The 17,742-nt window shown below is 71.5% G+C and carries 22 protein-coding genes; 17 read left to right on the top strand and 5 right to left on the bottom strand.

What is annotated here, in order from left to right; all coding sequences use genetic code 11:
* Window positions 1–30: 30 nt before the first annotated feature.
* The 4 genes from ybaK to ABD355_RS30590 all read right to left on the bottom strand — a co-directional run bounded on the left by ybaK (window position 31) and on the right by ABD355_RS30590 (window position 4,103).
* Window positions 31–534 carry a Cys-tRNA(Pro) deacylase gene (ybaK, locus tag ABD355_RS30605; protein WP_344404040.1) on the bottom strand — a complete coding sequence of 168 codons (504 nt, stop codon included), beginning with the start codon at window positions 532–534 and terminating at the stop codon, window positions 31–33.
* A gap of 43 nt (window positions 535–577) precedes the next feature.
* The gene (locus tag ABD355_RS30600) at window positions 578–1,318 is read right to left on the bottom strand and encodes an LON peptidase substrate-binding domain-containing protein (RefSeq protein WP_344404039.1); all 741 of its coding nucleotides are present in this window, start codon (window positions 1,316–1,318) and stop codon (window positions 578–580) included.
* Window positions 1,319–1,329: 11 nt separating this feature from the next.
* Entirely contained in the window at window positions 1,330–2,382 is a 1,053-nt protein-coding gene (locus ABD355_RS30595; RefSeq protein ID WP_344404038.1) for a hypothetical protein, read from the bottom strand.
* Between the two features lie 143 nt (window positions 2,383–2,525).
* Window positions 2,526–4,103, bottom strand: coding sequence for an oxidoreductase (locus tag ABD355_RS30590; RefSeq protein ID WP_344404037.1), 1,578 nt, complete (start codon window positions 4,101–4,103; stop codon window positions 2,526–2,528).
* A gap of 169 nt (window positions 4,104–4,272) precedes the next feature.
* Here ABD355_RS30590 and hisD point away from each other — a divergent pair, with 169 nt between their 5' ends.
* From hisD to hisF, 8 genes are read left to right on the top strand one after another with little or no spacing between them, the layout of a single operon-like run.
* A complete protein-coding gene (gene hisD, locus ABD355_RS30585) occupies window positions 4,273–5,598 on the top strand; it encodes a histidinol dehydrogenase (protein ID WP_344404036.1) in 1,326 nt (441 codons plus the stop codon).
* Complete coding sequence (locus tag ABD355_RS30580; protein WP_344404035.1) at window positions 5,595–6,716, top strand: histidinol-phosphate transaminase; 1,122 nt, start codon at window positions 5,595–5,597, stop codon at window positions 6,714–6,716. The genes hisD and ABD355_RS30580 overlap by 4 nt, the downstream gene beginning before the upstream one ends.
* A complete protein-coding gene (gene hisB, locus ABD355_RS30575) occupies window positions 6,713–7,306 on the top strand; it encodes an imidazoleglycerol-phosphate dehydratase HisB (RefSeq protein ID WP_030932889.1) in 594 nt (197 codons plus the stop codon). The genes ABD355_RS30580 and hisB overlap by 4 nt, the downstream gene beginning before the upstream one ends.
* A 4-nt stretch (window positions 7,307–7,310) precedes the next feature.
* Complete coding sequence (locus ABD355_RS30570) at window positions 7,311–7,475, top strand: hypothetical protein (protein ID WP_030932891.1); 165 nt, start codon at window positions 7,311–7,313, stop codon at window positions 7,473–7,475.
* On the top strand, window positions 7,472–8,113 hold the full coding sequence (hisH, locus tag ABD355_RS30565; protein WP_344404034.1) for an imidazole glycerol phosphate synthase subunit HisH: 642 nt from the start codon (window positions 7,472–7,474) through the stop codon (window positions 8,111–8,113). The genes ABD355_RS30570 and hisH overlap by 4 nt, the downstream gene beginning before the upstream one ends.
* A gap of 3 nt (window positions 8,114–8,116) precedes the next feature.
* Window positions 8,117–8,842: a bifunctional 1-(5-phosphoribosyl)-5-((5-phosphoribosylamino)methylideneamino)imidazole-4-carboxamide isomerase/phosphoribosylanthranilate isomerase PriA gene (priA, locus tag ABD355_RS30560; protein ID WP_344404033.1), complete on the top strand. Its 726-nt coding sequence runs from the start codon at window positions 8,117–8,119 to the stop codon at window positions 8,840–8,842.
* Window positions 8,839–9,231 carry a RidA family protein gene (locus ABD355_RS30555; protein WP_344404032.1) on the top strand — a complete coding sequence of 131 codons (393 nt, stop codon included), beginning with the start codon at window positions 8,839–8,841 and terminating at the stop codon, window positions 9,229–9,231. The genes priA and ABD355_RS30555 overlap by 4 nt, the downstream gene beginning before the upstream one ends.
* 26 nt (window positions 9,232–9,257) lie before the next feature.
* Window positions 9,258–10,013, top strand: a complete 756-nt coding sequence (hisF, locus tag ABD355_RS30550) for an imidazole glycerol phosphate synthase subunit HisF (RefSeq protein ID WP_344404031.1) — start codon at window positions 9,258–9,260, stop codon at window positions 10,011–10,013.
* Window positions 10,014–10,061: 48 nt separating this feature from the next.
* Here hisF and ABD355_RS30545 read toward each other — a convergent pair whose 3' ends face one another.
* Complete coding sequence (locus ABD355_RS30545; protein WP_344404030.1) at window positions 10,062–10,697, bottom strand: TIGR03085 family metal-binding protein; 636 nt, start codon at window positions 10,695–10,697, stop codon at window positions 10,062–10,064.
* A gap of 140 nt (window positions 10,698–10,837) precedes the next feature.
* Here ABD355_RS30545 and hisI point away from each other — a divergent pair, with 140 nt between their 5' ends.
* The 9 genes from hisI (at window position 10,838) to trpA (ending at window position 17,728) form a co-directional block, all read left to right on the top strand.
* Window positions 10,838–11,233 (top strand): phosphoribosyl-AMP cyclohydrolase, encoded by a 396-nt coding sequence (gene hisI / locus ABD355_RS30540; RefSeq protein WP_115913582.1) that lies wholly within the window; start codon window positions 10,838–10,840, stop codon window positions 11,231–11,233.
* 11 nt (window positions 11,234–11,244) lie between these two features.
* Complete coding sequence (locus tag ABD355_RS30535) at window positions 11,245–12,723, top strand: anthranilate synthase component I (RefSeq protein ID WP_344404029.1); 1,479 nt, start codon at window positions 11,245–11,247, stop codon at window positions 12,721–12,723.
* Window positions 12,724–12,795: 72 nt separating this feature from the next.
* Window positions 12,796–13,437 (top strand): TIGR02234 family membrane protein, encoded by a 642-nt coding sequence (locus ABD355_RS30530; RefSeq protein ID WP_344404028.1) that lies wholly within the window; start codon window positions 12,796–12,798, stop codon window positions 13,435–13,437.
* A 122-nt stretch (window positions 13,438–13,559) separates the two neighbouring features.
* Window positions 13,560–13,817, top strand: a complete 258-nt coding sequence (locus ABD355_RS30525) for an HGxxPAAW family protein (protein WP_344404027.1) — start codon at window positions 13,560–13,562, stop codon at window positions 13,815–13,817.
* 77 nt (window positions 13,818–13,894) lie between these two features.
* Window positions 13,895–14,344, top strand: a complete 450-nt coding sequence (locus ABD355_RS30520; protein WP_344404026.1) for a DUF2752 domain-containing protein — start codon at window positions 13,895–13,897, stop codon at window positions 14,342–14,344.
* Between the two features lie 155 nt (window positions 14,345–14,499).
* Window positions 14,500–15,309 (top strand): indole-3-glycerol phosphate synthase TrpC, encoded by an 810-nt coding sequence (gene trpC, locus ABD355_RS30515; RefSeq protein ID WP_344404025.1) that lies wholly within the window; start codon window positions 14,500–14,502, stop codon window positions 15,307–15,309.
* Between the two features lie 21 nt (window positions 15,310–15,330).
* Complete coding sequence (trpM, locus tag ABD355_RS30510) at window positions 15,331–15,555, top strand: tryptophan biosynthesis modulator TrpM (protein ID WP_344404024.1); 225 nt, start codon at window positions 15,331–15,333, stop codon at window positions 15,553–15,555.
* A 74-nt stretch (window positions 15,556–15,629) separates the two neighbouring features.
* Window positions 15,630–16,913 carry a tryptophan synthase subunit beta gene (gene trpB, locus ABD355_RS30505; protein ID WP_344404023.1) on the top strand — a complete coding sequence of 428 codons (1,284 nt, stop codon included), beginning with the start codon at window positions 15,630–15,632 and terminating at the stop codon, window positions 16,911–16,913.
* Entirely contained in the window at window positions 16,910–17,728 is an 819-nt protein-coding gene (gene trpA / locus ABD355_RS30500) for a tryptophan synthase subunit alpha (protein WP_344404022.1), read from the top strand. The genes trpB and trpA overlap by 4 nt, the downstream gene beginning before the upstream one ends.
* Window positions 17,729–17,742: the final 14 nt, after the last annotated feature.

Here is a 17,742-nt window from a genome sequence, read left to right as displayed (position 1 = left end):
TTAGCCGAGGGAGGCGCAGTCGTCGAGGGGTCAGGCACGGCCGATGGGGGCCACTACCGCTTCCGTGAGTTTGCTCAGGTCCTCGGGGGAGAGTTCGACCTCCAGGCCGCGGCGGCCCGCCGAGATGCAGATCGTGGCGTGGGCGGAGGCCGATGCGTCCAGGACCGTGGGGAGTTTCTTGCGCTGGCCCAGGGGGGAGATGCCGCCGCGGACGTAGCCCGTGGTGCGTTCGGCGAGGGCGGGGTCCGCCATGGCGGCCCGTTTGCCGCCGACCGCCGAGGCCAGGGCCTTGAGGTCCAGCTGGCCCGCCACCGGGACCACGGCCACCGTCAGGGCGCCGTCCACGTCCGCGACCAAGGTCTTGAAGACGCGGTCCGGGGACACCCCCATCGCCTCCGCCGCCTCCTCGCCGTAGGACGGGTGGGAGGGGTCGTGGTCGTAGGCGTGGATCGTGTACGGCACCCCGGCGGACGTCAGGGCGACCGTCGCGGGGGTGCCGCCCTGCTGCTGGTTCTTCTTCGTCTTCTTTGCCATTCCGGCCTTCGCAGTGACTTCTGAAATGACTTCTGCAGTGACTTCAGTTGAGGCTTGTGCGGCCGCGCGTCAGCTCCGACGCCGGCAGTGACGGCAGGTTACGGATGATCGCCGTCTCGGAGCGAAGGAGTTTCAGCTCGTCGCGCAGCCGGGACGCGGTGTCCGGGGCCTGCAGCAGGCGCTGCTTGGTGGGGGTGTCCAGCATCATCGCCGCCGCCACCAGGTAGGAGACCACGGACGGCTCGTCCGGGAGGTCGGCGCCGGTCGTGAGGGACCGTTCCCGCGCACCCGCCAGGCGTTTCTGGTACTGGCGGAAGGCCCGCAGCACGCCCTCGGCCAGTGCGCCCGCCTCGTCGCCCGGCTCCTCCGGGAGCTCCTCCAGGTCCGCCGTCAGGAAGGGGCCCGACGCGTCCACGGACACCAGGCGCGCCCGGGTCGTGCCCGTCGCCAGGACCTCGAAGGTGCCGTCCTCGCGTTCGCGGATCGTCGCCGCGTCCGCGACGCAGCCCGTCGCGTGGAACGACTTCGCCGGATCGGGGCCGAAGCCCGCCGCGGGCCCGAGTTCGGGCAGGGCCGTGGGGTCCGGCATGCCGGGCGCGCTCGGCGCCACCTCGTGGCCGTCGCGGATCGCCACGACGGCGAACCGGCGGGGTTCGTCCTCGGGTGTCTTGAGCAGGTCGCGCATCATGGCGCGATAGCGCTCCTCGAAGACGTTCAGGGGCAGTACCAGCCCCGGGAACAGCACCGAGTTCAGAGGGAAGAGCGGGAGACGGACGGTGGTCACGACGCAAGAGCCTAGTGGTCGGCGGAGCGGGCGCGTCCGGCGCGCCCACTCCGTGGATGCCGGGGCGAGGGCATGAGGCCCGTCGTACGGGCGAGGATCTCGCCGCGCACCTTCAGGAAGAGCGCCAGCGGGTCGTCCGACAAGCGGCCCCACGGGAAGGACGTGGCGTACGGGCCGATCCGGTGCAGCTCGGTGAGCGCCTCCTCCCAGCGGTCCAGCCGTACGAGGACGTACATCAGCTTGTTGCGGATCTCGGACGGCCACGGGTCGGCCGCCGGGAAGCGGGCGGAGAACGCGATCGCCCGGTCGGCCGCCGCGTCCAGCCGTGCGCGCGGCACCTCGGGGCCGACGCCGTCCGTCAGACAGGCGAAGGCCGCCCGCGAGGGCAGCGCCTGGATGAGGGAGCCTGCCGGGGCGTCCTGCGCCGCCAGGTCGGCGAAGTCGAAGCACTCGCGGTGGGAGCCCTGCCAGGACGCGGCCAGATAGCGCAGCGCCGCCACATGGCAGCCGTAGTGGTGCGGGGCGCGGCGCAGCGCCGCCTCCCACAGCTCGCCGAAGTACTTGGGGCCCGCGCCGGTGCCGCGCGCGTGGTCCAGCGCGAGCCGCCAGGGCACCGGGTCGTGGTCGTCGCCGCGCGCGGCAGCCGTGATCAGAGGGCTCACCTCGCGCAGCAGCTCCGCGCGCGCCGGGGAGCGCCAGGCGTCGTCCACCGCGAGCTGGGCCTTGATCAACAGCACGTCCGGGTCGTGCGGGGTGGCGGCGGACCACACCTCAAGCCATTCCGGGCGGGCGTGCGCGAAGGCCGCGAGGCGTCTCGCGTACCGGTCGCGGGTCTCCCAGTCGCCGCGCGTGCGCGTGTCGGCGAGCAGCGCGGAGGCGGGGCCGTGCTCGCCGCCCGCGGCCGCGACCAGCGCGGAGCCGAGGCGGTCGTCGGGCACGTCGAGCAGCACCTCGTCGTCGGCGGGGAGTCCGGCGGCGGGGAGCCCGGCGGAGGGAAGCGCAGCGGTCCGGGGGGTCCGGGCCGCGCGGCTGAACGGATGCAGCAGAGCCATGGTGTCGACCATTGAAAGGCCGCTGGTCAACCCTGCGCCAGGGCCCACGGACAAGTCGCGGAAAGTTGTACGCGGATCGGTCAAGTACCGGTAAAGGGTGACTGTTCGACAAGTGTTTGGGTTGTTGTGTGCGAAACCCGGGTGTTCCCAGGACTTCAGTTCCGTCTCAGCAGCCGCGTCGCCCCCGCCGCCACCGTCGTCGCCAGGATCCAGCCGAGCAGGATCATCGCCGCGGACAGCCACTGCCAGCCGCCGCTCAGCTGCCAGACCCCGACCTGGCCCAGGTCGATGACCGGGAGTAGCAGGTCCAGCGCGAACAGAGCCGGGTTCCACGGCGGGTGGGCCCCCGGCTGCAGCGGCGGATGGCTCGCATGCGCGAAGGCCAGCGAGCCCGCCGCCCACAGCACCGCCATCCACACGGCGGCCCGGCCCGGCCGGTACCCGTAGGCCACCGTCCAGTCCTGCGCGTACCCCCACAGCTTGGCGGCGATCGGCAGGCTCTCGCGGCGCCGGCGCTGCTTGGCGAGGAGCACCTCGCGCGCGTCCTCGTCCTCACCGCCGGCCCGCAGCACCGAGGCGAGTCGCTCGTACGGCTCCGGGTTGTACTCGGCGGTCGCCGCGGTCACCCACTCCAGCCGCTCGGTCAGCGGGAAGGGGCCCTGCGGCACCAGGTTCTCGTACTGGAAACCGCCCATGTGCAGATTGCCGGGACCGGGCCAGGCGCTCGCCCGGTCGACCAGGTTGACCACCCGCGCCCCCGACAGGACGACCTTGCCGCGCTGCGGCCGCTCCCCGAGGAAGCGCAGCTCGGGCGTCTGCACCCGGCGCAGGGACAGCTCCTGGTCGTCGGTGAAGGTGAACCGGGCCCGCTCCAGATCGACCGCGTCCTCGAAGCGCCCGTCGTCCAGGCGCACCCCGCCCTGGCACTCGAAGCGCTGGATCCGCGTCCCGCGCGCGGGCGTCGCACCGCTCAGCATCGAGGCGCCGACGCCCGCGGGCGTCAGGTACAGCGTGCGTCCGACGCTCAGCTGGGGTGCGTTCAGCGCGAGCCTGCCGTACGGGTTGGCCAGCCGCGCGCCGCGCAGGCTCAGCGACACGCCGATCTTCGCGCTGCGCAGGCTCAGCTCGCCGTGCGACTCCAGCAGCTCGGCCTGCAGGTCCTGGCCGACCATCATGCCGTCGCCGGCGATCGAACGGCCGCTGCGGTCGCGGTGGACGATCGCCTGGTTGAGCAGCAGATCCGTACCGATGTGCGCGTCGGTCAGCCGGATGCCGCCCAGGAAGCGGCAGCGCGGGAGGTGCAGATCGCCCTCCGTGTGCACGCGCGCGGCCTCCAGCCGGGGCACCGAGCAGTCCACCATCCGCACGGTCGTGAAGTGGGCCTCCGGCAGCAGCACGTCCCGCTCGAAGCGGCAGCCGCGCATCTCGACGTACGGCACCACCACGCCGCCCGCGAGGTCCAGCGAGCCGCTGATCTGCACCCCGCGCAGCTTCAGCGAGGACACCCGGCCCGCGAGCGCGGGCGGACCGTCCAGCAGCAGCCAGCACACGATGCGCGCCCGCACGGTCCGCTCGGGCCCCCAGGGATGCCCGCCGTGCGGATCGTCGACGAGGGTGTCCCCGCTGCTCAGGTCGTACACACTGCCGTTGCGGAAGGCCTGCCACATGCCGGCCTCGGCGGCGGTCAGATCGTCCGGCAGGTCTCCGGCGCGGAAGCCGGCCCCTTCGGTCACTGCGCTTTCATCCCCCTGGTCCTCATAGCGGTCGCACAACCGTTCATGCCCGCTGTGTGACGTCCCGAACGCAAGACGTGAAGGCGATCTTCCGCGTTCCGCCGCGGTTCCGTATCAGCCACTGGAACGCGCGGACGACGTCTGACCACCGTCTGAGAGAATTGAGCCCGTGATCTCCCGAATCGATCTGCGCGGCGACGCCCTCCCCGAGGGCCCCGCCCTGCGCGACCTGCTGCCCCGAGCCGACTTCGACGTTCAGGCCGCCCTGGAGAAGGTGCGTCCGATCTGCGAAGCCGTGCATCATCGGGGCGACGCGGCGCTGATCGACTTCGCCGAGAAGTTCGACGGGGTCAGGCTGGACCAGGTCCGGGTGCCCGCCGCGGCGCTCACGCGCGCGTTGGAGGAGCTCGACCCGGCGGTCCGTGCGGCCCTGGAGGAGTCCATCCGGCGCGCCCGTCTCGTCCACCGCGAGCAGCGCCGTACGACCCACACGACCCAGGTCGTGCCGGGCGGCTCGGTCACCGAGAAGTGGGTGCCGGTGGAGCGCGTCGGGCTGTACGCGCCCGGCGGCCGCTCGGTCTACCCGTCCTCCGTGGTCATGAACGTCGTCCCGGCGCAGGAGGCCGGCGTCGAGTCCATCGCCCTCGCCTCCCCGGCGCAGGCCGAATTCGACGGACTGCCGCACCCGACGATCCTCGCCGCCTGCGCGCTGCTCGGCGTCGACGAGGTGTACGCGGCCGGTGGCGCGACCGCCGTCGCGATGTTCGCGCACGGCACCGAGTCCTGCGCGCCCGCCAACATGGTCACAGGCCCCGGCAACATCTGGGTCGCCGCCGCCAAGCGCTACTTCACCGGCAAGATCGGCATCGACGCCGAGGCCGGCCCCACCGAGATCGCGGTCCTCGCCGACGACACGGCCGACCCGGTGCACGTCGCCTCCGACCTGATCAGCCAGGCCGAGCACGACCCGCTGGCCGCCGCCGTCCTGGTCACCGACTCCGTGGCACTCGCCGACGCGGTGGAGAAGGAGCTGGAGCCGCAGGTCGCGGCGACCAAGCACATCGAGGACCGGATCGTGCCCGCTCTGCAGGGCCGGCAGTCCGCGATCGTCCTCGTCGACGGCATCGACGAGGGCCTCAGGGTCGTCGACGCCTACGGCGCCGAGCACCTGGAGATCCAGACGGCGGACGCCACCGCCGTGGCCGACCGGGTGAAGAACGCCGGCGCGATCTTCATCGGCCCCTGGGCGCCGGTCTCCCTCGGCGACTACGCGGCCGGCTCCAACCACGTGCTCCCGACCGGCGGTTGCGCCTGCCACTCCTCGGGCCTGTCGGTCCAGTCCTTCCTGCGCGGCATCCACATCGTCGACTACACGAAGGACGCGCTGGCCGAGGTCGCGCACCACGTGGTCACGCTGGCGGAGGCGGAGGACCTGCCGGCGCACGGCGCGGCGATCAAGGCAAGGTTCGGCTGGAAGGTGCCCGAGAGCAAGTGAACGACGTGAGGATCGACGATCTCCCCGTACGGGACGAGCTGCGCGGCAAGTCCCCCTACGGTGCGCCCCAGCTGGACGTCCCCGTACGGCTGAACACCAACGAGAACCCCTATCCGCTGCCCGAGCCGCTGGTCGAGCGCATCGCGGAGCGCGTCCGCGAGGCCGCCCGTGACCTCAACCGCTACCCGGACCGCGACGCCGTCGAGCTGCGCACCCAGCTCGCCAAGTACCTGACGGACACCTCCGGCCACCAGGTCGGCCTGGCCAACGTCTGGGCCGCCAACGGCTCCAACGAGGTCATCCAGCAGCTGCTGCAGACCTTCGGCGGACCGGGCCGCACCGCGATCGGCTTCGAGCCCTCGTACTCGATGCACGCGCTCATCTCGCGCGGCACCGGCACCGGCTGGATCTCGGGCCCGCGCAACGCCGACTTCACGATCGACCTCCCGGCCGCCGAGCGGTGGATCGCCGAGAACAAGCCGGACGTCGTCTTCATCACCACCCCCAACAACCCCACCGGCAACGCGGTTCCGCGGGAGACGGTCCTCGCGCTGTACGAGGCCGCGCAGGCCGCGAAGCCGTCCGTGGTGATCGTGGACGAGGCGTACATCGAGTTCAGCCACGGCGACTCACTGCTGCCGCTGATCGAAGGCCGGCCGAACCTCGTCGTCTCCCGGACGATGTCGAAGGCCTTCGGCGCGGCCGGTCTGCGCCTGGGCTATCTCGCCGCGCACCCGGCCGTCGTCGACGCCGTCCAGCTGGTACGGCTGCCGTACCACCTCTCGGCGATCACCCAGGCGACGGCGCTGGCCGCCCTGGAGCACACCGACACGCTGCTGAAGTACGTCGAGCAGCTGAAGTCGGAGCGGGACCGGCTGGTGAGCGAGTTGCGGGCGCTCGGCTTCGACGTCGTCGAGTCCGACGCGAACTTCGTGCAGTTCGGGCGGTTCGAGGGCGAGGGCGGCTCCCACGCCGCCTGGCAGAAGATCCTCGACCGGGGTGTGCTGGTACGGGACAACGGCATCCCGGGGTGGCTGCGGGTGTCCGCCGGAACCCCGGAGGAGAACGACGCGTTCCTGGACGCGGTACGTGAACTGAAGAAGGAGCACGGAGCATGAGCCGCGTAGGACGCGTGGAACGGGTCACCAAGGAGACGTCGGTGCTCGTCGAGATAGACCTCGACGGCAGCGGCAAGGTCGATGTGTCGACCGGGGTCGGCTTCTACGACCACATGCTCGACCAGCTCGGCAGGCACGGCCTGTTCGACCTCACCGTCAAGACCGAGGGCGACCTGCACATCGACTCGCACCACACGATCGAGGACACCGCCCTCGCGCTCGGCGCCGCCTTCAAGCAGGCGCTCGGCGACAAGGTGGGGATCTACCGGTTCGGCAACTGCACGGTGCCCCTGGACGAGTCGCTCGCCCAGGTGACCGTCGACCTGTCCGGCCGCCCGTACCTCGTGCACACCGAGCCCGAGAACATGGCGCCGATGATCGGCGAGTACGACACCACGATGACCCGGCACATCCTGGAGTCCTTCGTCGCCCAGGCCCAGATCGCGCTGCACGTGCACGTGCCGTACGGGCGCAACGCGCACCACATCGTGGAGTGCCAGTTCAAGGCGCTGGCGCGGGCCCTGCGCTACGCCTCGGAGCGCGACCCGCGCGCGGCCGGCATCCTGCCCTCCACGAAGGGCGCGCTGTAAAGCCATGAACGGACTGTCGACCGTCCTGATCGTCGTCGGCCTCTTCCTGGTCGGCGGCATCATCTCCTTCGTCAAGCAGCAGATGCCGAAGAGCCTGATCGTGCTGCTCTCCGTCAGCGCCGCGATGTGTCTGGTCGCGGGTGTCCTGAGGCTGGAGGTGTGGAATTGAGCAACTCCAAGAAGGTCGTGGTCTTCGACTACGGCTTCGGGAACGTCCGCTCCGCCGAGCGTGCCCTCGCGCGCACCGGTGCGGGCGTCGAGATCACACGTGACTTCGACAAGGCCATGAACGCGGACGGCCTGCTGGTGCCGGGCGTCGGCGCCTTCGCCGCCTGTATGCAGGGCCTGAAGGAGGCGCGCGGCGACTGGATCGTCGACCGCCGGCTGTCCGGCGGGCGTCCGGTCATGGGCATCTGCGTGGGCATGCAGATCCTGTTCGCGCGCGGCATCGAGCACGGCGTGGAGACCGAGGGCCTCGACGAGTGGCCCGGCTCGGTCGAGCCGCTGCAGGCAGAGATCGTGCCCCACATGGGCTGGAACACCGTCGAGGCGCCCGCCGACTCCCAGCTGTTCGCCGGCCTGGACGCCGACGCGCGCTTCTACTTCGTGCACTCCTACGCCGTCCACGACTGGTCGCTGGAGACGCACAACCCGACGATGCTCGCCCCCAAGGTGACCTGGTCGACGCATGGCAAGCCGTTCGTGGCGGCCGTCGAGAACGGCGCCCTGTGGGCCACCCAGTTCCACCCCGAGAAGTCCGGCGACGCCGGAGCGCAGCTGCTCACCAACTGGATCGGAACCCTGTAGACCATGGCCAAGCTCGAACTCCTCCCCGCCGTCGACGTACGCGACGGCCAGGCGGTCCGCCTCGTGCACGGCGAGTCCGGCACGGAGACCTCCTACGGCTCCCCGCTGGAGGCCGCCCTCGCCTGGCAGCGGTCGGGCGCCGAGTGGCTGCACCTGGTCGACCTGGACGCCGCGTTCGGCACCGGCGACAACCGTGGGCTGATCGCCGAGGTCGCGAAGGCGATGGACATCAAGGTGGAGCTGTCCGGAGGCATCCGCGACGACGCCTCCCTGGCCGCCGCCCTGGCCACCGGCTGCACCCGGGTGAATCTCGGCACGGCCGCCCTGGAGACCCCGGAGTGGGTCGCCAAGGTCATCGCCGAGCACGGCGACAAGATCGCGGTGGGTCTGGACGTACGCGGCACGACCCTGCGCGGCCGCGGCTGGACCCGCGACGGCGGCGACCTCTACGAGACGCTGGAGCGCCTCAACAAGGAGGGCTGCGCACGATACGTCGTCACCGACATCGCCAAGGACGGCACCCTGCAGGGCCCCAACCTGGAGCTGCTGAAGAACGTCTGCGCGGCGACCGACCGCCCGGTCGTGGCGTCCGGCGGCGTGTCGTCCCTGGACGACCTCCGCGCCATCGCCGAACTGGTACCCCTCGGTGTCGAGGGCTCCATCGTCGGGAAGGCCCTGTACGCGAAGGCGTTCACCCTGGAAGAGGCCTTGGAGGCTGTGTCGCTATGACGTCCGAAGCCGTACGGCGTGTGCAGAGCGGAAGTCCCTGGGAAGAGTCCTTCGGTTTCGCCCGCGCCGTGGCGGCGGGCGACCGCGTGCTGGTGGCCGGCACGACGTCCTTCAAGGGCAGCGTGCTCTACGGGGAGGGCGACCCCTACGAGCAGGCCAAGGTGGCCTTCACCAGCGCGATCGAGGCGATCGGTGAACTCGGGCTCGGCGTCGAGTCCGTGATCCTTACGCGGATGTACCTGACCCATGCGCGGGACGTGGACGCCGTGGGCCGGGCCCACAAGGAACTGTTCGACACGGTGCGCCCGGTCTCGACCCTTCTCGTGGTGGAGGGCTTCGTCGACCCGCGCATCCTGGTCGAAGTGGAACTGGAAGCCTTCCGGGGCTAGAGGCAATACAGAGGAGCCGTGGATTCATGACCCTGGCGGTCCGAGTCATCCCCTGCCTGGACGTGGACAACGGCCGGGTCGTCAAGGGCGTCAACTTCCAGAACCTGCGCGACGCGGGCGACCCCGTCGAGATGGCCAAGGTGTACGACGCCGAGGGCGCCGACGAGCTGACGTTCCTGGACATCACCGCCTCGTCGGGCAACCGCGAGACGACGTACGACGTGGTCCGCCGTACGGCCGAGCAGGTGTTCATCCCGCTCACGGTCGGCGGCGGTGTCCGCACGGCCGAGGACGTGGACAAGCTGCTGCGGGCCGGCGCGGACAAGGTGGGCGTCAACACGGCCGCGATCGCCCGCCCCGACCTGATCCGCGAGATCGCGGAGCGCTTCGGCCGCCAGGTGCTGGTCCTGTCCGTGGACGCGCGCCGCACCGCCGAGGGCACCTTCGAGGTCACCACCCACGGCGGCCGTCGCGGCACCGGCATCGACGCCGTCGAGTGGGCGCACCGGGCCGCCGAGCTGGGTGCGGGCGAGATCCTGCTCAACTCCATGGACGCGGACGGCACGAAGGACGGCTACGACCTGGAGATGATCGCCGCGGTCCGCAAGCACGTGACGGTCCCGGTGATCGCCTCGGGCGGCGCGGGCAGGCTGACCGACTTCCCGCCGGCCATCGGCGCGGGCGCGGACGCGGTGCTGGCGGCGTCCGTCTTCCACTTCGGCGACCTGCGCATCGGCGAGGTGAAGCAGGCGCTGCGGGAGGCCGGGCACCCCGTCCGCTGAGCATGCCGCGACCGGCGCCGGGGGCGCCGGTCCGGTCCGCCGGCCGCTTCAGATGCCCAGCTGCTTCGCCTCGTGCAGCTTCGCGACCGCGTCCTTGTCGCCGTCCAGTTCCACCTTGGCGGCGCTCTGCCGGCCGTAGGAGAACAGCAGCAGCTCCGACGGCTCGCCGGTCACCGTCACCACGGGGGTGCCGCGGTGGGCGACCGCCGTCTGGCCGTCCGGGCGGCGCAGCACCAGTCCTGTCGGGGCGCTGCGGCCCATCAGGCGGGCCGAGCGTTCGAGGCGGGACCACAGGGTGTCCTGGAAGACCTGGTCCAGCTCGCGCGGCGCCCAGTCCGGCCGCGCACGGCGGACGTCCTCCGTGTGGACGTAGAACTCGACGGTGTTCGACAACTCGTCGACCTGCTTGAGCTGGAACGGCGAGAAGCGCGGCGGGCCGGTGCGGATGAGCTGGATCAGCTCCTCGTACGGCTTGGCGGTGAACTCGGCCATCACCCGGTCCAGGCGCGGCGCGAGTTGCTTGATCAGGAGGCCTCCGGCGGCGTCGGGACGGCGCTCGCGCACCACCACGTGCGCGGCGAGGTCACGGGTGAGCCAGCCCTCGCAGAGGGTCGGGGCCTCCGGGCCCTCGGCCTCCAACAGGTCGGCCAGGAGAAGTCGTTCACGCTTGGCGAAAGTCGACATGCCAGCCAGCCTACGTCCGCCCCGGAGGTCCGCCCACCCGTCGCCCGACCACCACCCCTCACCGAGGCGCTTCGCGCCGCCTCTTCCAATCAGTGGACACCGTCCGGTCACTGTCAGTGGCGGGAGGCACAATGGCACCCATGACCAGCACGCCGCCCCCCAGCAGCCTCGACCCGGAGATCGCCGCGCGCCTCAAGCGCAGCGCCGACGGGCTCGTCCCCGCCATCGCCCAGCAGTACGACACCGGTGAGGTGCTCATGCTCGGCTGGATGGACGACGAGGCGCTGCACCGCACCCTCACCACCGGCCGCTGCACGTACTGGTCGCGCAGCCGCCAGGAGTACTGGGTGAAGGGCGACACCTCCGGCCACTTCCAGTGGGTCAAGTCCGTCGCCCTCGACTGTGACGCGGACACCGTGCTGGTCAAGGTCGACCAGGTCGGCGCCGCCTGCCACACCGGCGCCCGCACCTGCTTCGACGCCGACGTGCTCGTCAAGGACGGCGCCGGTTCCGGCGCGGCGTCCACGGATCAGTAAGGTCTGCCGCCATGGACCTCGAGACCTTCCGCAAGCTGGCCACCGACCGGCGCGTCATCCCGGTCACGCGCAAGCTCCTCGCCGACGGCGACACCCCGGTCGCGCTCTATCGCAAGCTCGCCGCCGAGCGCCCCGGCACCTTCCTGCTGGAGTCCGCGGAGAACGGGCGCTCCTGGTCCCGTTACTCCTTCGTGGGCGTGCGGTCGGCAGCGACCCTGACGGCTCGTGACGGGCAGGCCCACTGGCTCGGCGCCCCGCCCGTCGGCGTCCCCGTCGACGGTGATCCGCTGGTCGCCCTGCGCGCCACCATCGAGGCCCTGCACACCCCGCACCAGGAGGGCCTGCCGCCCTTCACCGGAGGCATGGTCGGCTATCTCGGCTACGACATCGTGCGCCGCCTGGAGAAGATCGGCCCGGGGGAGCGGGACGACCTGCGGCTGCCCGAGCTCACCATGCTGCTCACCAGCGACCTCGCCGTCATGGACCACTGGGAGGGCTCGGTCCTGCTGATCGCCAACGCGATCAACCACAACGACCTCGACACGGGCGTCGACGAGGCCTACGCGGACGCGGTCGCCCGCCTCGACACCATGGAGGCCGACCTCTCCCGCGCGGTCGCCCAGCCGCCCGCCGTGCTCCCGCCCTCCGAACTCCCCGAGTACACGGCCCTGTGGGGCGGCCCCGAATTCCAGGAGGCAGTCGAGGACATCAAGGAGCGCATCCGGGCCGGGGAGGCCTTCCAGGTCGTCCCCTCCCAGCGCTTCGAAACGCCGTGCACGGCAAGCGCGTTGGACGTCTACCGGGTGCTGCGGGCGACCAACCCCTCGCCGTACATGTACCTGTTCCGCTTCGACGGCTTCGACGTCGTCGGCTCTTCCCCCGAGGCCCTGGTCAAGGTCGAGGACGGGCATGCGATGGTCCACCCCATCGCCGGGACGCGGCACCGCGGGGCCACCCCGCAGGAGGACCAGGCCCTCGCCGACGAACTGCTCGCCGACCCCAAGGAGCGCGCCGAGCACCTCATGCTCGTCGACCTCGGCCGCAACGACCTGGGACGGGTGTGCGAGCCGGGCTCGGTCGAGGTCGTCGACTTCATGTCCGTCGAGCGGTACTCGCACGTGATGCACATCGTCTCCACCGTCACCGGCAAGGTCGCCGAGGGCCGCACCGCCTTCGACGTCCTCACCGCCTGCTTCCCGGCAGGCACCCTCTCCGGCGCCCCCAAGCCCCGGGCGATGCAGATCATCGACGAACTCGAGCCGTCCCGGCGCGGGTTGTACGGCGGCTGCGTCGGCTACCTGGACTTCGCGGGGGACTCCGACACCGCCATCGCCATCCGCACGGCCCTGCTGCGGGGCGGCACGGCGTACGTCCAGGCAGGCGCCGGCATCGTCGCCGACTCCGACCCGCTCGCCGAGGACCAGGAGTGCCGCAACAAGGCCGCGGCCGTGCTGCGGGCGGTCCACACGGCCAACCGGCTGGGCCGGTAGGACCTTCCGGCGGCCAGTGGGGTGCTTCTCACGTGAACCCCGGGTGACGGCTCGCCCGGGGTTCGGGCGATAGTGGAGTACGTGACTGCTGTTCCTCACCCCCGTTCCGAAGCCGACGGACCCGCGCGGTCCGGTCGCCGGAGTCTCGCCCTTGCCCTGCTGTGCGGTGCGCTCGGCGCGGCCGTGGCGTTGCTGGCCACCCGTCAGCGCTGGGCGGAGGGGACCGCGACGGTGGCCGGCGGCGCCTTCCCGCTGACCGCCAAGGGCAGCGACGTCACGGGCGTACCCGCGGCGCTCGCCATAGTGGGCCTCGCCGCGCTCGTCGCCGTCTTCGCCGTCCGCAGGGCGGGCCGCCTGCTGGTCTCCGCCCTGCTCGCGCTCTCCGGCGCCGGCACCGTCGCCGCGGCCCTGCTGGGCGTCTCCGACAGCTCCGCGCTCGACGAGAAGGCCGCGCAGGCCGCCGGCGACACCTCGGCCACCGTGGACGGCCTCTCCCACACCGCCTGGCCGTACGTCGCGGCCGTGGGCGGCCTCCTGCTCCTCGTCGCGGGCCTGCTCGCCCTGCGCTACGGTCGGAACTGGCCCGCGATGTCCGGCCGCTACGAACGCGACGGCGCCCCCAAGGCCCGCCGTAGGACCGCGTCCGTGGACCCCGACCGCCCCGAGGACATCTGGAAGGCACTCGACCGCGGCGAGGACCCCACGGGGGCCTAGCCCGCCCTCTCCCGGGTCGCCACGCGCAAGCAGCCACCCCCGAGCAGTGCACGCGTGTGCGTGCGGGACAATGTCCGTTGAGCGTCCGGCTCAGACACGTAAACATCAGCGAGGAGCAAGTCATGGCGGGCAGCAGCCACGGTCACACCCCGGCCGCCTGGACCGGTGTCACGATCGCCTTCATCGGTTTCTGCGTCTCGGGTGCCTTCATGGTGATGGCTCAGCCCGTGGGCTTCTGGGTCGGCATGGCGATCGCGGTCGTCGGCGGCATCGTCGGCTGGATCATGAGCGCGATGGGCATGGGCCAGCCGAAGGACGCGCACCAGACGTTCCAGGACGCGCTCGAGAAGAGCCAGGCGGCCGTCAGCGCCAAGAGCTGACTCACACGACTGCCGCTGAGGGGCGATCCGGTGCCGGATCGCCCCTCACGCGTGCGTGGCGCCCACCCGGGGGGACAATGCGAGACGTGAACGCCGAGAGCCGACCCGCCACACCGTCCGCCACCGAACCCACGGCGGTGGCGCGGCTCGCCGTCCCCGCCGGGGTGCTGGCGGCCGTCGCCGGTGCCTTCGCGTACGTGGGGACGGTCACCCCGTACCAGCCCGGTCACTACCCGGTCTGCCCCCTCTACCGGCTCACCGGCCTGTACTGCCCCGGCTGCGGCGGCCTGCGCAGCGCGCACTCCTTCATCCACGGGGACTTCCTCGCGGCGCTCCAGGCCAACGCCCTCGCCGTGGTCGGCTATCTGGGCTTCGCCGTGCTGTGGACCGTATGGGTGGTGCGCGCCGTGCGCGGACGGCCGTTCCGCCTCGAACTCGGGACCCGGCAGCTGTGGGTGCTGGGGACGTTGTCGCTGGTCTTCACGGTTGTCCGGAACCTGCCGTTCGGTGGCTGGCTACATCCTTGATCAATGGGCGAATGTCCAGGTACTGGGACCGGCGTCAACCGGATGTGAGGCCTACCCCTCCCTGCGGATACCATCGCAGTGACCATCTGCTTTTCCCCAGGGGTCAGCTTGGCTCACAGCTTGAACAGTCAACCGTCTGGAAGGGGGCCGCTCGCGTGAGTGTGCTCGACGAGATCATCGACGGAGTCCGTGCCGACCTCGCGGAGCGGCAGGCGCGCGTCAGCCTCGACGAGCTCAAGGAGCGCGCGGCGAAGGCTCCCGCGGCCAAGGACGGCCTGGCCGCCCTGCGCGGCGACGGTGTGAAGGTCATCTGTGAGGTCAAGCGTTCCAGCCCCTCCAAGGGCGCCCTGGCCGCCATCGCCGACCCGGCGGGCCTCGCCGCGGACTACGAGGCGGGCGGTGCCGCCGTCATCTCCGTCCTGACCGAGCAGCGCCGTTTCGGCGGCTCGCTGGCCGACCTGGAGGCGGTCCGCGCCCGCGTGGACATCCCGGTCCTGCGCAAGGACTTCATCGTCACCTCGTACCAGCTGTGGGAGGCCCGCGCCTACGGCGCCGACCTCGCCCTGCTGATCGTCGCGGCCCTCGACCAGCCCGCCCTCGAATCCCTCATCGAGCGTGCCGTCTCCATCGGCCTCACCCCGCTCGTCGAGGTCCACGACGAGGACGAGGTCGAGCGCGCGGTGGACGCGGGCGCCAAGGTCATCGGCATCAACGCGCGCAACCTCAAGACCCTCGAGGTGGACCGCGGCACCTTCGAGCGCGTCGCCCCCGAGATCCCCGACGGCATCGTCAAGATCGCCGAGTCCGGCGTCCGCGGCCCTCACGACCTCATCGCCTACGCCAACGCCGGCGCCGACGCGGTCCTGGTCGGCGAATCCCTGGTCACCGGCAAGGACCCGAAGTCGGCGGTGTCCGACCTGGTGGCGGCGGGTGAGCACCCCGCACTCCGGCACGGACGCAGCTGATCACCCGCTAGGCTTACTGCAATGACTCTCACCGTGACCACCCTGGACCGACACGCCCGCCTGGCGCGCGGCTGCCGGCCCCGAGGCTGCCGCGCCCCGGCACGCAGGGTGCACGGCCGCAGGGTCAGGTACGTCATCGGTGACGAGCCGGGGCAGGTCAACGGCCGGCGATGGCAGCGGCTTCTCAGGGGCGCGGGGCTCTATTTGATTTGCGGCTACCGCCGCGCGGGCGCGACCAGCCACTGACGGCCTGCAGCCGACATACACACCCCGCCCCCACGGCGACCAGGAATTTCCCAAACTCACCGTGAGGTTTCCGCATGCCCAGCGACTTCTTCATCCCCGACCCGGAGGGTCAAGTCCCCACCCCCGAAGGCTACTTCGGCGCATTCGGCGGCAAGTTCATCCCGGAGGCCCTCGTCGCCGCCGTCGACGAGGTGGCCGTCGAGTACGACAAGGCCAAGCACGACCCCGAGTTCGCCCGGGAACTCGACGACCTGCTGGTCCACTACACCGGCCGCCCCAGCTCCCTCACCGAGGTCCCCCGCTTCGCCGAACACGCCGGTGGCGCCCGGGTGTTCCTCAAGCGGGAGGACCTCAACCACACCGGCTCCCACAAGATCAACAACGTGCTGGGTCAGGCCCTGCTGACCAAGCGCATGGGCAAGACCCGCGTCATCGCCGAGACCGGCGCCGGCCAGCACGGCGTCGCCACGGCGACGGCCTGCGCGCTGTTCGGCCTGGAGTGCACCATCTACATGGGCGAGATCGACACCAAGCGCCAGGCCCTGAACGTGGCCCGGATGCGCATGCTCGGTGCCGAGGTCGTCGCGGTGAAGTCCGGCAGCCGTACGCTCAAGGACGCCATCAACGAGGCCTTCCGCGACTGGGTCGCCAACGTCGACCACACCCACTACCTGTTCGGTACGGTGGCCGGCCCGCACCCCTTTCCGGCCATGGTCCGCGACTTCCACCGTGTGATCGGCGTCGAGGCCCGCCGCCAGCTTCTCGAGCAGGCCGGACGCCTGCCCGACGCGGCCATCGCCTGTGTCGGCGGCGGCTCCAACGCCATCGGCCTCTTCCACGCCTTCATCCCGGACGTGTCCGTACGCCTCATCGGCTGCGAGCCCGCCGGCCACGGCGTGGAGACCGGCGAGCACGCGGCCACGCTGACCGCGGGCGAGCCCGGCATCCTGCACGGCTCCCGCTCCTACGTCCTGCAGGACGAGGAGGGCCAGATCACCGAGCCGTACTCGATCTCGGCCGGTCTGGACTACCCGGGCATCGGCCCCGAGCACTCCTACCTCAAGGACAGCGGCCGCGGCGAGTACCGCGCGGTCACCGACGACGCGGCGATGCAGGCCCTGCGGCTGCTGTCGCGCACCGAGGGGATCATCCCGGCCATCGAGAGCGCGCACGCGCTGGCCGGTGCCCTGGAGGTCGGCAAGGAGCTGGGCAAGGACGGCCTGATCGTCGTCAACCTGTCCGGCCGCGGCGACAAGGACATGGACACGGCCGCCCGGTACTTCGGCCTGTACGACACCGACGCCGAGGTCGCCGCCGACGAAGCCGACCTCGCGGAGATCGAGGGGGACGCCAAGTGAGCGGGAACATCCAACTTCTGTCCGACACCCTCGCCGCCGCGAAGACGGAGGGGCGCGCCGCACTCATCGCCTACCTCCCGGCCGGGTTCCCGACCGTGGACGGCGGCATCGAAGCGATCAAGGCCGTCTTCGACGGCGGTGCGGACGTCGTCGAGGTCGGGCTGCCGCACAGCGACCCCGTCCTCGACGGCCCCGTCATCCAGACCGCGGACGACATCGCCCTGCGCGGCGGAGTCAAGATCGCCGACGTCATGCGGACGGTCCGCGAGGCGCACACGGCCACCGGGAAGCCGGTGCTCGTGATGACGTACTGGAACCCGATCGACCGCTACGGCGTCGAGCGCTTCACCGCCGAGCTCGCCGAGGCCGGCGGCGCGGGCTGCATCCTGCCCGACCTGCCGGTGCAGGAGTCGGCCCTGTGGAGGGAGCACGCCGAGAAGCACGGGCTCGCCACGGTCTTCGTGGTCGCGCCCAGCAGCAAGGACGCGCGGCTCGCGCAGATCACCGCGGCGGGCAGCGGGTTCGTGTACGCCGCCTCGCTGATGGGCGTCACCGGCACCCGGGAGTCGGTGGGCGCGCAGGCCCAGGACCTGGTGGAGCGCACCCGTGCCACCGGCGCCGACCTGCCCGTCTGTGTCGGGCTCGGGGTATCCAACGCGGAGCAGGCCGCCGAGGTGGCCGGCTTCGCCGACGGTGTGATCGTCGGCTCGGCCTTCGTCAAGCGGATGCTGGACGCGCCGGACGACGCGGCCGGTGTCGAGGCCGTCCGCTCGCTCGCCGGTGAGCTCGCCAAGGGCGTGCGCCGACAGGCGTGACCGGGCAGTTCATC

This window comes from Streptomyces longisporus, from assembly GCF_039532765.1.
GTDB lineage: Bacteria > Actinomycetota > Actinomycetes > Streptomycetales > Streptomycetaceae > Streptomyces > Streptomyces longisporus.
Note: the sequence above shows the minus strand (reverse complement) of the source record. Positions and strands in the feature narration are given on the sequence as shown.